The organism is Paenibacillus koleovorans NBRC 103111 (assembly GCF_004000845.1).
In the GTDB taxonomy this organism is placed as follows: Bacteria; Bacillota; Bacilli; order Paenibacillales; family NBRC-103111; genus Paenibacillus_AA; species Paenibacillus_AA koleovorans.
In genome coordinates this window covers 1-12,996 of the sequence record NZ_BIMA01000060.1, presented here as the reverse complement: position 1 = coordinate 12,996, position 12,996 = coordinate 1, and the positions used below count along the sequence as shown (strand labels likewise).

General features: G+C 58.2%; 12 protein-coding genes. 7 read left to right on the top strand and 5 right to left on the bottom strand.

What is annotated here, in order from left to right:
• Positions 1 to 89 precede the first annotated feature (89 nt).
• Positions 90 to 461 (top strand): hypothetical protein, encoded by a 372-nt coding sequence (locus PKO02S_RS19325; protein ID WP_127585485.1) that lies wholly within the window; start codon positions 90 to 92, stop codon positions 459 to 461.
• Between the two features lie 666 nt (positions 462 to 1,127).
• Here PKO02S_RS19325 and PKO02S_RS19320 read toward each other — a convergent pair.
• From PKO02S_RS19320 to PKO02S_RS19310, 3 genes are read right to left on the bottom strand one after another with little or no spacing between them, the layout of a single operon-like run.
• Positions 1,128 to 1,874, bottom strand: coding sequence for an ABC transporter ATP-binding protein (locus PKO02S_RS19320; RefSeq protein ID WP_127585484.1), 747 nt, complete (start codon positions 1,872 to 1,874; stop codon positions 1,128 to 1,130).
• Positions 1,874 to 2,698: an ABC transporter permease gene (locus tag PKO02S_RS19315; protein ID WP_246067133.1), complete on the bottom strand. Its 825-nt coding sequence runs from the start codon at positions 2,696 to 2,698 to the stop codon at positions 1,874 to 1,876. Before PKO02S_RS19315 ends, PKO02S_RS19320 begins: the two co-directional genes overlap by 1 nt.
• 15 nt (positions 2,699 to 2,713) lie before the next feature.
• Positions 2,714 to 3,796, bottom strand: a complete 1,083-nt coding sequence (locus PKO02S_RS19310; RefSeq protein WP_127585483.1) for an ABC transporter substrate-binding protein — start codon at positions 3,794 to 3,796, stop codon at positions 2,714 to 2,716.
• 191 nt (positions 3,797 to 3,987) lie between these two features.
• Here PKO02S_RS19310 and PKO02S_RS19305 point away from each other — a divergent pair, with 191 nt between their 5' ends.
• The 4 genes from PKO02S_RS19305 to PKO02S_RS19290 all read left to right on the top strand — a co-directional run bounded on the left by PKO02S_RS19305 (position 3,988) and on the right by PKO02S_RS19290 (position 9,116).
• Complete coding sequence (locus tag PKO02S_RS19305) at positions 3,988 to 5,220, top strand: class I SAM-dependent methyltransferase (protein WP_127585482.1); 1,233 nt, start codon at positions 3,988 to 3,990, stop codon at positions 5,218 to 5,220.
• A 257-nt stretch (positions 5,221 to 5,477) separates the two neighbouring features.
• Positions 5,478 to 6,539 carry a CPBP family glutamic-type intramembrane protease gene (locus PKO02S_RS19300; protein ID WP_164821554.1) on the top strand — a complete coding sequence of 354 codons (1,062 nt, stop codon included), beginning with the start codon at positions 5,478 to 5,480 and terminating at the stop codon, positions 6,537 to 6,539.
• A gap of 52 nt (positions 6,540 to 6,591) precedes the next feature.
• Positions 6,592 to 8,025 carry a cardiolipin synthase gene (cls, locus tag PKO02S_RS19295; protein ID WP_127585480.1) on the top strand — a complete coding sequence of 478 codons (1,434 nt, stop codon included), beginning with the start codon at positions 6,592 to 6,594 and terminating at the stop codon, positions 8,023 to 8,025.
• 86 nt (positions 8,026 to 8,111) lie between these two features.
• Entirely contained in the window at positions 8,112 to 9,116 is a 1,005-nt protein-coding gene (locus tag PKO02S_RS19290) for a globin-coupled sensor protein (protein ID WP_127585479.1), read from the top strand.
• Positions 9,117 to 9,128: 12 nt separating this feature from the next.
• Here the strand turns inward: PKO02S_RS19290 and ligD are convergent, their stop codons facing one another.
• Positions 9,129 to 10,019, bottom strand: a complete 891-nt coding sequence (ligD, locus tag PKO02S_RS19285; RefSeq protein WP_127585478.1) for a non-homologous end-joining DNA ligase — start codon at positions 10,017 to 10,019, stop codon at positions 9,129 to 9,131.
• A gap of 199 nt (positions 10,020 to 10,218) precedes the next feature.
• Between ligD and PKO02S_RS19280 the strand changes: the two genes are divergently transcribed.
• Both PKO02S_RS19280 and PKO02S_RS19275 read left to right on the top strand, forming a co-directional pair.
• Positions 10,219 to 11,142, top strand: a complete 924-nt coding sequence (locus tag PKO02S_RS19280; protein ID WP_127585477.1) for an NAD(P)-dependent oxidoreductase — start codon at positions 10,219 to 10,221, stop codon at positions 11,140 to 11,142.
• Positions 11,143 to 11,246: 104 nt separating this feature from the next.
• On the top strand, positions 11,247 to 12,242 hold the full coding sequence (locus tag PKO02S_RS19275; protein ID WP_127585476.1) for an ATP-dependent DNA ligase: 996 nt from the start codon (positions 11,247 to 11,249) through the stop codon (positions 12,240 to 12,242).
• 338 nt (positions 12,243 to 12,580) lie between these two features.
• Here the strand turns inward: PKO02S_RS19275 and PKO02S_RS19270 are convergent, their stop codons facing one another.
• Entirely contained in the window at positions 12,581 to 12,907 is a 327-nt protein-coding gene (locus tag PKO02S_RS19270; RefSeq protein ID WP_127585475.1) for a YnfA family protein, read from the bottom strand.
• Between the last annotated feature and the right edge of the window lie 89 nt (positions 12,908 to 12,996).

Sequence of the window (12,996 nt, the reverse complement as noted above, 5' to 3'; positions counted from 1 at the left end):
CTTCATATTCCTGCAAGTTTTCATTGACAAGTATACCGGTTCCGCAGCACACTGAAAGAACAAGTCTTTTTTCGGAAGGAGCGGTGGTGTTGTACAAATCACTGTTGTCGCCTGACGAATTGAATGAGCTGCTTTCCCCGGAACAAGTTACCGAACTGACCATGGCCGATCGGCCTGCAGGAGAATCAGCCTCCCTTATTCATACGGATGACGATAAGCAACGGATTCGCCATTTGGAAGCGGAAGTTCAGAAGTTGCACGAGCGCCTCGCTCAGTTGGAAGAGCAGATGACATCGATGCTGGCTGCTCAGCAGGCGCAGTCCGAGGTGCAGACGCCGGACTTGCATGTGCTGGCGGAGCTGGCGGTAGGCGAAGCGGCAGAGCCGCAAGTCCTGTCGCGCGTGGAGAGACACAAACAACAGCAGCAACAAGGGAAGCCGAAGCGCTCGTTTTTCGGGTAACTCGTCTTTGTGGAATGAAACCGCCCGGTCTCCGGACAAGGGCCTGGCGGTTCTTTGTCATTTCGTTGCGTTTGGTGTAGTTTGGTTTAGTTTGGTTTAGTTTACCTCACCATCGTCAAATCTAGCATCCCACTGCCCTGAATGCGTCGGTCGAGGCCCAGATGGCGCGTATGCTTCACCACTTGAGCGTAAATGCCAGATGGAGATATACGATGTTTTCCACATTCTGCCCCCGGTTGCACCAACCTGTCACACTGAAGACGGATTCCTTGTCCGACAAACTAAACTAATATCCGCCATTAACAAACAAAGCCATCGCTTGCCGAAACCTTCAATAAAGGGGGCCTTCGGTTCCACCCAAAACTTATACATTCTATAAAGATTGTTGAGCAACTAATGTTCTGATTGAATATTGGTGTATTCCAACGTCATCCTACAAATTTTGTTGGATAGGATACATGAGGTAACCGATTTATCACGTTATCATCCAAAGTTTGTCGGATAGCACCCATGGGACGACTGTTCTATCTAGTTATCATACAATTCTTGTTGGATACCATGCTAGAAGCGATCATTCAGCCTAGCTATCCTACAATTTTGTAGGAGCTTCTTATTTGTCAAAAAAGGACCCTCGCCAATCCTGGCGAGGGTCCTTCCCATAACTCGCTAAATACTATACACGCCGATGTCCAAGCTCTCCATCACCTGCCGCCGCAGCGCCACGAACTCGGCGCTGTTGCGGTTGCGCGGCCGCTCCATGTCGGCCTTCACCGTGCGCACGATGCGGCCCGGACGGGGGCTCATCACGTGGATCGTATCGGCCAGATAGACGGCCTCGTCGATGTCGTGCGTGATGAGCAGCACCGTCTTGCCGGTGCCGCGCCACAGCTTGATCAGCTCGTTCTGCATTGTCAGCCGCGTGATGGCGTCGAGCGCCCCGTACGGCTCGTCGAGCAGCAGCACCTCGGGGTTCAGCACGAGCGCCCGAGCGATCGAGGCCCGCTGCTTCATCCCGCCGGACAGCTGATGCGGGTAATACTTCTGGAAGCCGGACAAGCCGACCAGCTCCAGCACCTCGTCGACGCGCGTGCGGCGCTCCGCCGCGCTAACCTTGGCTAGCTCGAGGCCGAAGGCGACGTTCGCCTCCACGGTGCGCCAAGGATACAGCGCATGCTCCTGGAAGATCAGGACGCGCTCCGGACCAGGGTCGCGAATGACAGAACCGTTAGCCAGCACTTGTCCGGTCGTCGGCGTATCGAGCCCGGCGATCATCCGCAGCACCGTGCTCTTGCCGCAGCCGGAAGGGCCTACGATCGCGGCGAACTCGCCTTTCTCGATCGTCAGGTCGACGTTCGACAGGACTTCCAGGTTGCCGAAATGCTTCGTGATGTTGTCGATGCGAATCGTCTGCATTATTGATCTCCTCCCGAGACGTAACGATAGTGAAGCAGTTTCCGCTTCAGCCGCTCCAGAACGAAGTAATCAAGGAATGCGGCAATCGCCCCGATGCACATGATGCTGAGCAGCACGCCTTCCATGTCGGCGATCTCGCCGCGCCAGCTGGAGTAGTAGCCGAGGCCGGATGTAGCGCCGCCGACCATCTCCGCCGCGATCAGCGACCGCCAGGCGTTGCCGAAGGCGACCTGCGCGCCGGTCATGAAGGCCGGCAGCGATTCCGGCGCGAACACCTTGGTCAGCTGTTGCCCCTTCGTCGCGCCGAGCACGCGAGCCAGCTCCAGATGCGTCCGGTTGACGCCTTCCGTCGCATTGAGCACGGACAGCGCCATCGGGAAGAAGCTCGCAATCGTGATGACGGTAATGATCGTCCCATTGCCATACCCGATCAGGATGACGAAGAACGGCACCCATGTAATCGGTGGGATGGATTGCAGAATCGAAATCAAGCTGCGCAAATAAAGCGCGAACGGGCGGGAGACGCCTGCGATCAGGCCCAGTACCGCTCCTAGCAAACAGGCGAGCGGGTACCCGAGCGCCAACCGCAGCAAGCTGTTCTTAATGCCGTCTAGAAACTCTTTGTTGTTGTAGCTGTGAATGAGACGGTTAAACACCTGCGGCACATCCGGCAGCAAGTAGACCGGCAAGAAAAAGGCGAAAATCTGCCAAATGGCAAGCAAGCTGCCGATCGCAGCGAGGATCGGCAGCAGCCTGCGCATGGAGGCGCCGGCGGATGATTTTTTCTTCTGGGTTGTAGGTGCGGAATCAGATGTAGAGTTCACCAGCGGTAACGCTCCTTATTTTTTCTGTGCGTTCTGCCAGGTCAGGTCGAGAATGTCTTCCACTTTAACCGGCTTGTCCAGCACTTTTTGACTCAGCATAATATCGGAAATTTCCTGCATCGTCTTGATATGGTCGGCGTTGATGTCCCAATTGAACTTCTGGGAATCGATCGATTCCTTGATGACGGAGGTCGCCTTCACATCGCCTTTGTCGGTCTTGAGCGTGTCGCCTTCAATGAAGCGCTTCGTAATCAGATCGGCCGCCTTTTGCGAATCTTTCTGCAGCAGATCGATCGCTTCCTTCTGCGCGTCCAGCATGCGATTCACGCCTTCACGGTTTTTCTTCAGCACATCGTCGGTCGTGATGACGACCATACAAGGGAAAGGCCATTCTTTGCCGACTTCATAAATTTGCTTCACCGGCATCGTCTTCGTAGCAATTTTATCATAAGGCTCGAACACGAACGCCGCATCAACCGCGCCGCCCGCCAGCGACTGAATCGCTTGAGCCGGTTCCACGTAAATCATTTTCAAGTCTTCCTTGGTCAGTCCGGCTTTCTTCAGCGTAACCCCGGTCAGGACGATGTCGGCGGTGCTGCCGGCTTTTTGCGAGCCGAGACGTTTGCCTTTCAAGTCTGCCACCGAGTTGATGCCGCTGTCGTTGCGCACCAGGATGCTGTGGAAGCCCATTTGCGCGCCGCCGACTACTTTCAGCCCTGCGCCCTTGGAAGCCCAAGTCAAAGCGTTCGTAAATCCGAGTACTCCGGCATCGACGTCGCCGCCGATCATCGCTTTCACCAGATCCGTGCCACTCTCGAACGCTTGCATTTTCACGTTCAATGCATGTTTCTCATAAAGCTTGCCATCGTAAGCGACCATCGCCTGGGCGTCATCCATAACGTTCAAGTAACCGATCTTGAGCTCCTTCACTTCCTTCGGAGCCGTGGAGGCCGATGCGCTGGTTGTCGGTGTGGCGCCTCCGCCTTGAGTGGTGTTGCCAGACTTCTCGCCGCAGGCGCTGACCGCGACCAGGGAAGCAGCTAATGTGAGGCCGAGCAGAACACGTGCAGATTTCGATTGCGAATTTCGATGGAACATGATGTAGTATCCCCCTAATTTAAGTAAACATATAATTCCTACTAGATTAATAGGTTTTATTATAGTGAAGTGGCCGACCCTCGTCAATGAAAACATTTAGGCAGCTCCGGCAAGGTCGCATAAAAGTGATAATGGCTGCCGATTCGGCTATAATGGGGATATTATGACCGAAACGGAGCGTACTGAGTCTCATGGATACCAAGCTGCACCCTCTTTTATCCGACCTGATCGGCTCGCGGAAGCTGACTCAAGCGGTCATCTCCCAACCGAAGCGCCGAAGTCCGGACGGCTTCACCAAGGTGAAGATCAAGCCGGTCCAGCTGAAGGCCGGGCTCCAACTGCAATTCGAGTACCACTATGCGCAAAAAGTAACCCACGAGAACGTAGCTCCGGAAGCGGCCGCCGACAAAATGACCGAGCTGCTGCTCGAGCAAGGTTTCAAACAAGGGCTCGTCCAAACGAAGGAAGCCGACTACCACATCCTCGTGAACAAAAAAGGCGAAGCGTCGGTGCTGCGCAAAAACCCAACCCGAGCCGCCGCCGAAATCGATGTCTCGCATAATCGCAAGAAACGCTACTTGCTCGAGGAAGGAACGCCGGTTCCGTTCCTGGTCGAGCTCGGGGTCATGAACGCGCAAGGCAAGGTGCTCGCCGCCAAGTACGACAAGTTCCGGCAAATCAACCGGTACTTGGAGATGGTCGACGACGTTGTGGACGCTCTTCGGACGGAGGAAGCCGGAGGGCGCCCGCTGCATATCGTGGACTTCGGCTGCGGCAAGTCTTACCTGACGTTCGCGCTCTATCATTACTTGCGCCACATCCGCGAGCTGGACGTTCGCATAGTCGGCCTCGACTTGAAGGCGGACGTGATCGCGCATTGCAAGCAGCTTGCGGAGAAGCTCGGCTACGGCGAGCGATTGCAGTTCCTCGTCGGCGACATCGCGCAGTACGACGGCACGGGCCGCGTCGACATGGTCGTGACGCTGCACGCCTGCGACACCGCCACCGACGCGGCGCTGGAGAAAGCCGTCCGCTGGGGCGCTGACGTCATCCTGTCCGTGCCCTGCTGCCAGCACGAGCTGTTCGCGCAGCTGCGGGGCGCCGCCTTGGCGCCGATGCTCGGGCACGGCATCATCCGCGAGCGGTTCGCCGCGCTCGCGACCGACACGATCCGCGCCTCGCTGCTCGAGCTGCTCGGCTACAAGACACAGATCCTCGAGTTCATCGACCTCGAGCACACGCCCAAGAACCTGCTGATCCGCGCCGTCCGGCTGCAGCAGCAACCGCAAGAGGCCGTCGCAGCGACGGCAGCCAAGGCGGAGGCGTACCGTCGCTTCGTCGACGAGCTGCACGCCTCGCCGTACTTGGAGCGCGCGCTGCAGGACAAGCTGACGCCGATCCTGGGCGCCGGTGCGGCCCGATAACGGAAGAGCGCTGCGTTAGGGGTTGTCCTAACGCGGCGCTCTTGTGTTGTCTACCGGCATGTGCAGCCACGCGAGCAGATACGAGAGGCAGGAGACAGTTCCCTTGCTTAGGCAGCAAGAGGGTTGTCAGAAGCTACTATAGCATATGAGAGGCTGATAGAATTGCCAAGGCTCCTATCGCGATGCTAGAGTCTATTTTTTCATGTACAATCATGAGGAAACGATACCCGGGAAAAAGTGGGGGGTGGAGGCGCGGGATGAGCCGTAAAGCTCGAACGAAAAGCCGCTCATGGGCGGGAAGTATCGGCAAAATCGCGCTTGTGTTCCTGTTGGCAGGCGCATTAACAGTGGTGCTGATGGTGCCGGTCGTGCTGCTTGCGGTGTATAACGTGGCAAACGAAGGGCTGGTGGATTCAGCCGGACGCACGTTCGCCGATTGGGACGCCGAGACGGTGATCTCTGTCGTGTGGAACCATCGCGTGTTCTATTACGGCTCGACGGTCGCGCAGGCGATCGGGTTTGTGGCGGCCGTCTGGCTCGTCCATGCTAGATCCGACCGCCGGGATGGCTGGCGACTGAGCGGAGGCGAGGGAAGGGAGTCAAGGAGCGGTCGGCTGCACCGGGCGAAACCGCCAGGTGCGGCCGCTACGTTGGCGGCAGGCCTTATGTCAGGCACCGTGCTCGTCGCCGCCCTCGCTGCGGCGATGTGGCTGCTGCCGGGCGCGATGACGATGGCGACGGATGTGGACGGGGAGATCCCTTCCCGGCCATTCGGCAATGCCGCAGCCTGGACGACCGCCGCGGCGCAGCTCGCCCTGTTCGTCCTCGTCAGCCTGAACGAGGTCGTGTTCGTGCAAGGCTACGCGCAGGGGCTGCTGCGCCACCGCCATGGCCGGACGGCCGGGTTGGCCGGCGCCGTCCTGCTGTTCACGCTGCTGCACGGCCTGAACCCGGGCTTGCTGGCCCATGCGGCGCTGCCGCTTGCCAATACGGCGCTGCTCGCGCTGTTGCTGGCCGCCGCTCGGGAGGCGTCCGGCGGCATCTGGCAGCCCGTCGGCCTCCACCTCGCGTGGAGCTACGTGCAGGGCTGCGTGCTCGGTGTGCCGGTGGCCGGCTTCACGGCCCCGTCGCTGCTGCGGCTCGAGCTGCCGGCGGCGCCCGGCCTCGAGCTGTGGACCGGCGGCGCCTTCGGCCCGCAGGGAAGCTTGCCGGCGACGGCCGTGCTGCTCGCGGCCTGCTGGTGGCAGCTGCGCCGCCTCCGCAGGAAAAGAGCCGCCGCCGTATATCCGAACCCCTATCAGGAGCATGCTACCAGGTAGACTATCGGACGAATAAAGACCTTCGTTCTGGCTGCCGGAGGTGAACATTCGGATGGGTTGGTGGATTGCAGCCCTTGCGCTTATTTGGCTTCAAATCGGCTTCGTCCTGGCAATGGAAGGCCGCCGGCCGACGAAGGCGGTCGCCTGGATTGCCGTGCAGCTGCCGTTGCCGGTTCTCGGGCTCCTTCTCTATTGGTGCATCGGCTCCCCCTACATACAGCGCAAATGGTTTCGGACAAGGGCATCACAGTCATCATCTGGCGAGGAGCAAAGCTTCACGGCCACCGTCCCGGATCCTGTAAGAGATCCAAGGCTGCGGGCTTTGTTGGCCGGCATTCCCGAGTCGCAAATCACTACAGGCAACGAAGTGGTTGTTCTAAGCGATGCGTCCTCAACCTATAAGGCGATTTTCTCCGCCATCGAACGGGCTAGAACTGACGTACACTTGCTTTATTTTATCGTGCGCGACGACCGCATTGGCCGCGAGCTTCAAGCCCTTCTGCTGCGCAAGGCGGAGGAAGGCGTCTCGGTCCGGTTTATTATCGACGGCTTATGCAGCCTCAAGCTGGGCCGGCGCTATGTACAGGAGCTTCGCGACGGCGGGGTGGAGACGTATTGGTTTCTCCCGCCGATAAGTTCCCTGCTTCAGGGCCGGGCGAACTATCGCAATCACCGCAAAATAGTTGTCGTCGACGGCGAGGTCGGCTTCACAGGCGGCATCAATATCGGGGACGAGTACCTCGGCCGCGGCTCGAAGTTCGACTGCTGGCGGGATACGCATTTGCAATTGCGCGGCCCGTCGGTCGACAGCCTGCGGCAAACGTTCGAGACGGATTGGCTGTTTGTGACGGGGCAACGATTGGAAATGTCTTCACGACGTTCATGGCCCTCGCGACCCTTGCATTCCGCGGCGCGTACTTACGAAGCTGCAGACGCGGGAGAGGTCGTTCAGATCATCCCGAGCGGCCCCGATGCCCCTTATGATGCCTTGCAGCTCCTCTTGTTCGGCGCTTTCCAAGCGGCTGAAGAGCGGGTCTGGATCACAACTCCGTACTTTATCCCCGACGAGGCCGTCGCCTTGGCGCTGAAGATCGCCGCGAGAAGAGGTGTCGATGTGCGCCTGATTATTCCGCACCAACCGGATACTCGCTGGGTGTATTGGGCTACGCTTGCCCATGTAGAGGAGTTTCTGCAAGCCGGCGTTCGATTTTATCGATATGGGAAAGGCTTCGTCCATGCCAAGACGGCGCTGGTGGATCGTATGCTGGGAGTGGTGGGGACGGCCAATGTCGATCGGAGAAGCTTATTCAGCAATTTCGAGGTAACGGCTGTGCTCTACGGCGCGGGCAGCTTGGACATGCTGGAACGGGATTTCATGGAGGACTTGCAGGTTTGCACGGAGCTTGAGCTTGAATTTTTTTCCTCCCAAGGCAAGGGTCCTAAGGCTCTGCAATCGGCTGCACAACTGCTTTCAGCCCTGTTTTAACAAAATCTTTTTGCAGGAAAATGTTGTTACTTGTCGAAGTGATAGGGGTGCCATTGACTATTTCTGTATCGAAGGAAGGGTACCCCATGATACGGCTGACCGCCGCTAGACAAAAGCAAGTGGACTATATCGGACTGACGGAGCAAGAGCTGAGCCTGCTGGCGAGCAAAAAGGAAGCGTTCGAGCAAATCGTCTCGGCCCTGGTGGACGAGCTGTATGCTCGCATTATGAAAGAGCCGGAGCTGGTGGCGCTTATTCAGAAGCATAGCACGCTGGATCGGTTGAAACAGACGCAGCATATGTATTTCATGTCGTTAACATCCGGCGTCGTCGACGAAGACTTTATCGAGCACCGGCTGCACATTGGCCGTATTCATTCCCGCATCGGGCTGACGACGAACTGGTATTTGGGCACTTACATGCTGTACTTGGACCTCGCGACGGCCCATCTCAAGAAAGTGATCCCAAACGATTGGCTGCAGGTGACGCTCGCTCTGACCAAGATGTTCAACCTGGACTCCGCCTTGGTGCTGGAAGCTTACGAGCACGACGAGAAGAAGAAGGTCGAGAACTTGGCGGAGGAGCAGCGCAGCCTGCTGCAAGGGATCAACCATGCGGTGCAGGAGCTCGCTTCGATGATGGTGCAGCTGAGCAGCAGCTCGCAGGCGGTGGCGGATACCGCGCTGCTGACGGCCGAATCGCAGGAGCATGCGCATCAGATGGTGAACAGCCTGTCGCATGAGATCGGTGAAATTTATACGATGGGCAATTTGATGCAGGAAATTTCCGATCAGACGCATCTGCTCGGCCTGAATGCGGCGATCGAGGCGGCGCGTGCCGGCGAGCAGGGTCGAGGCTTCAACGTCGTGGCGAACGAAGTGCGCAAGCTGGCGTCGCGGTCCAAGGATGCGCTCGTGCAGGTGGAAGACAAGCTGCACGGCATCTCTGCGGTGCTCAAGCAAGTGACGGCCGAATCGGAGAAAACGGCGATGAACGCCCGCACCCAAGCGGCCAGCTCGCAGGAGCTGACCTCTTTCGTGCAGATGATCGAGAAAGTGACGCTCGAGCTCGAGTCGCTTAAGAAGGTCTAGCGCAATCGCCTGTCAGCGGATAAACGAGAATACATGCTCCAGGCTTTGCGGGGGGACCTTCTGTAGAAGGTCTCCTTTTTGCTGCAGCCGCGCCCCGATGTTCAGCAGGTGGAAATCGCGCGGATCGGCTCCGTGCTCCACCTCGCTCCATTCGAGCGGTGTCGATACCGAAGCGGCTTCGCGAGCGCGCGGCGTGTAGGGGGACGAGAGCGTTTTGCCGTACCAATGCTGCAAATAGTCGATATAAATTAAGTCGCCGCGATTTTTTTTCAGCCGCTCGATTGTGAACAGCTTGGGATGCGTCTGCGTCATGTAATGGCCGATGAATTGGCCGATTTTGCGAAGCTGCTCGAACGAATAGCCGTGACGAATCGGGACGAACAGCTGGACTCCGGTGGCGCCGGATGTTTTAGGAACCGCACGGATCCCGATTTTGTCGAGCGCTTCGCCGATCAGGAACGCCGCCTGCATGATGCGAGGCTCGTGGTCGAGGGAAGGATCGATGTCGAGCACCCATTCCACCGGCAGTTGATCCTCTACGCGATGAAACGAAGCATGGAACTCCAGGCACGCGAGGTTGCCCAGCCAGAGCAGCGTCGGGATCGAATCGAGCACGACATAGCGGATATTATCCATCTCAGCGGTTCGGACGAAAGTCGGAATCGGCTCGGGACAGTTTTTCTGGTAAAACGACTTGGCATGAATGCCGTTCGGGAAGCGGATCGTCGTCAGATAGCGGTTTGAGGTGTATTTGAGCAAATAAGGAGCCAGCTCCAGCAATTTCTCCAGGTACATTACTTTTGTGATGCTTTTCTCTGGCCAGAGCACCTTATCCGGATTCGAAACGGTGATCTCGTGCCCTTCCACTACGATGGATCCTTTTTTGCTAGCGGATGTAGCCATACCGGGCGTCGCCTCCTTCGTGTTCGGTTCAAGCTGCACAGTGCTGTGCGTTTCCTACTAGTTTTGCTTGATAGAGGGAGGTGTATACGTGTGTGTTTGTGAGGCGTGTTTGATTGCGCGGTCAGGCTTCCTATTGGGCGTCCCGTTTCGGTATAATGGGGGAGATAAAATTGGACAAGCGGAAAGGTGGAGCGGGGAGATGGGTTTGGAAAAGGAATCGGGGTTGGAATTGGAATTGGAGGCGGTCCAAAGCGGGAAAACGGTCGTTGGATTCGTAGGCACAGGCGTGATGGGGCGCAGCATGGCCGCGCATTTGTACAAGGCCGGGTATCGGGTGCTCGTCTATAGCCGGACGCAAGCGAAGGCCGAGGAGCTGGTGCAACTAGGCGCCGAATGGAAGCCGACTGTGGCGGAGCTTGCTCAGGAAGCTGATGTCGTCATTACGATGGTCGGTTATCCTTCGGATGTGGAGGAAGTGTACCTCGGGGGTGCCGGGATCGTGGCGAACGCCAAGCCGGGCGCTTATGTGATTGATATGACAACTTCAAGTCCGTCGCTTGCCAAGCGTATATATGACGCGGCACGTGAGGAAGGGCTCCACTCGCTGGACGCTCCCGTATCCGGCGGCGATATCGGCGCACGCGAAGCTCGGCTGTCTATCATGGTCGGGGGCGACGAGGCGGCGTTCGAGGCGGTGAAGCCTCTGTTCGAGATTATGGGCAAGAACATCGTGCTGCAAGGCGCTGCGGGAGCGGGACAGTATACGAAAATGTGCAACCAAATTGCCATCGCGACGAATATGATCGGGGTTTGCGAAGCGCTTGTGTATGCTAAAAAAGCGGGTCTGGATCCTTCGACGGTGCTGAAGAGCATCGAGAGCGGCGCGGCTGGTAGCTGGTCCTTGAGCAATCTCGGTCCGCGGATGATCGCGGGCAATTTTGCGCCGGGCTTCTATGTGAAGCATTTCATCAAGGACATGCGCATCGCCTTGCAGTCCGCCGAGGAGATGGGCTTGCAGCTGCCGGGGTTGGAGCTGGCGCGTTCGCTCTATGGACGATTGGCCGAGATGGGCGAGGAGGACAGCGGCACGCAGGCATTGTTCCGCTGGTTTGAAGCGCAGTAAGGGGAGTCAGGTCGGGATGCGACTACGGAAGCGGACGGAAGGGAACAACTGTTAGTGTGGGTTTTTTCAGTTGGATTTTCCGAAGGCAAGGAGTCGTGAAATAGATGAGCCCGAGCAAGTCAAGCTTGAAGTCAAGCCGCGGCGCCGATCATGAGGGAGGCTTCGAGGGGCCGGTGCAGCCGTTCGAGCCGATCTCGACGGATGTAATCCCGGTCGGCCCCGGCTGGGTGTCCCAGATCAAGTGGGACGGCGTTCGGATGCTGACGTATTACGACGGGGAGACGGTGCAGCTCGTCAACCGCCGGTTGAACGACCGCACGATGCAATACCCCGAATTTCATCACATTGCCCGCTACTGCTCCGCGTCCTCGGTCATCCTGGACGGGGAGCTGATTGCGTTCGACCAGAAGAAACCGTCCTTCCACGAAATCATGAAACGGGACTCGCTGCGCAAACAGCAAAACGTGACACGGGCCATGCAGACGACTTCCGTGACTTATATGCTGTTCGATGTGTTGTATGTCGATGGCCGGTGGGTGACCGGTCTGCCGTTGTCGGAGCGGCAGCGGCTGCTGCAGGACATCATCCGGCCGCAGCCGGACGTGCAGCTGACGCAGAATTTCCCGGACGGCGCCCAGCTGCTGGAAGCGATGCGGCAGCATGGCATGGAGGGCGTCGTCGCCAAGGAGCTGAGCAGCACTTATGCAATCGGAGGCAAGGACAAGCGCTGGGTGAAGAAGAAGCTGTTCTACGACATCACGGCGGTTGTAGGCGGAGTGACGTACCGGGACGGGACGGTGAATGCGCTGCTGCTGGGCTTGTACGGGGAGCAGGGGCTTGTGTACATCGGCCATGCGGGCGCCGGCAAGTTCACTGTGGAGGATTGGCGTCGGATGACGGCGGCGGTTGTGCCGCTGATTCGGCCGAGCAAGCCGTTCGTGAACGAGCCGGAGCGGAGCAAGGAGGCGACTTGGGTCGAGCCGCGCTTCGTCGTGAAGGTCCAGTACATGGAGTGGACGCCTTACGGCACTATGCGGCATCCGGGCCTGCATGCAGTTGTCGATGTGCCGCCGGAGCAGTGCACGTTTCAGCAGGGGTGAGGGGACTGGGTGGCGTGTAGGTGTGCAGTGCTTGCTGCTGGTGTTCGGGCGAGCAGTGGTGCTTGTTTGCAAGCATGCGGTTGTGCAGTGTTTGCTTGCGTTCTTACGGGCGTGCAATGCTTGGCTTGCTTGCATACGGGCTTGTAGTGAAGGTGTGAAGCGAGTGCGTGCGGAAGTATAGTGTTTGCTTGCGGATGTGTAGTGTTTGTTTGTAGGTGTCCGGGCGTGCAGTGTCTGCTTTCGTGCGGCCGTGAGTGTTTGCTTGCGGGCGTGCGATGTGTAGTGTTTGTTTGCAGGCGTGCGGATGTGAGTGTTTGCTTGCGTGCTTGCAGGCCTACTTACCCTCTCGGTGCCCAGAGCATGACGGACACCCCGACGATGCAGATGAGCGCACCGATCCAATCGTACAGATCGGGCGACTTGCCGTCGACCCACCAGCCCCACAGCACGGCCAGCACGATGAACACGCCACCGTAAGCAGCATACACGCGGCCGAAGGAGGGGAACGTCTGCAGCGTCGGCAGGATGCCATACAAGACGAGGATCGCGCCTCCCAGCACTCCGTACCAGAGCGGCTTCGATTCTCGCAGCCACAGCCACACCAAGTAGCCGCCTCCGATCTCGGCCACCCCGGCGGCTATGAACAAGGCGATCGTCATTGCCATGAGGCTCGGCCTCCTTTCGTGGTTGGATGACCTCGGTAGTTTCCTTCCTTGGTTATTCTTTCTGCGTGTATGCAACTCCTTTAAGAGCT

What these genes read in the sequence shown, in the direction of transcription:
- PKO02S_RS19320 (WP_127585484.1), bottom strand. Translation starts at nt 1,874, where the DNA reads ATGCAGACGATTCGCATCGACAACATCACGAAGCATTTCGGCAACCTG.
- PKO02S_RS19310 (WP_127585483.1), bottom strand. Translation starts at nt 3,796, where the DNA reads ATGTTCCATCGAAATTCGCAATCGAAATCTGCACGTGTTCTGCTCGGC.
- PKO02S_RS19305 (WP_127585482.1), top strand. Translation starts at nt 3,988, where the DNA reads ATGGATACCAAGCTGCACCCTCTTTTATCCGACCTGATCGGCTCGCGG.
- PKO02S_RS19300 (WP_164821554.1), top strand. Translation starts at nt 5,478, where the DNA reads ATGAGCCGTAAAGCTCGAACGAAAAGCCGCTCATGGGCGGGAAGTATC.
- cls (WP_127585480.1), top strand. Translation starts at nt 6,592, where the DNA reads ATGGGTTGGTGGATTGCAGCCCTTGCGCTTATTTGGCTTCAAATCGGC.
- PKO02S_RS19290 (WP_127585479.1), top strand. Translation starts at nt 8,112, where the DNA reads ATGATACGGCTGACCGCCGCTAGACAAAAGCAAGTGGACTATATCGGA.
- ligD (WP_127585478.1), bottom strand. Translation starts at nt 10,019, where the DNA reads ATGGCTACATCCGCTAGCAAAAAAGGATCCATCGTAGTGGAAGGGCAC.
- PKO02S_RS19280 (WP_127585477.1), top strand. Translation starts at nt 10,219, where the DNA reads ATGGGTTTGGAAAAGGAATCGGGGTTGGAATTGGAATTGGAGGCGGTC.
- PKO02S_RS19275 (WP_127585476.1), top strand. Translation starts at nt 11,247, where the DNA reads ATGAGCCCGAGCAAGTCAAGCTTGAAGTCAAGCCGCGGCGCCGATCAT.
- PKO02S_RS19270 (WP_127585475.1), bottom strand. Translation starts at nt 12,907, where the DNA reads ATGGCAATGACGATCGCCTTGTTCATAGCCGCCGGGGTGGCCGAGATC.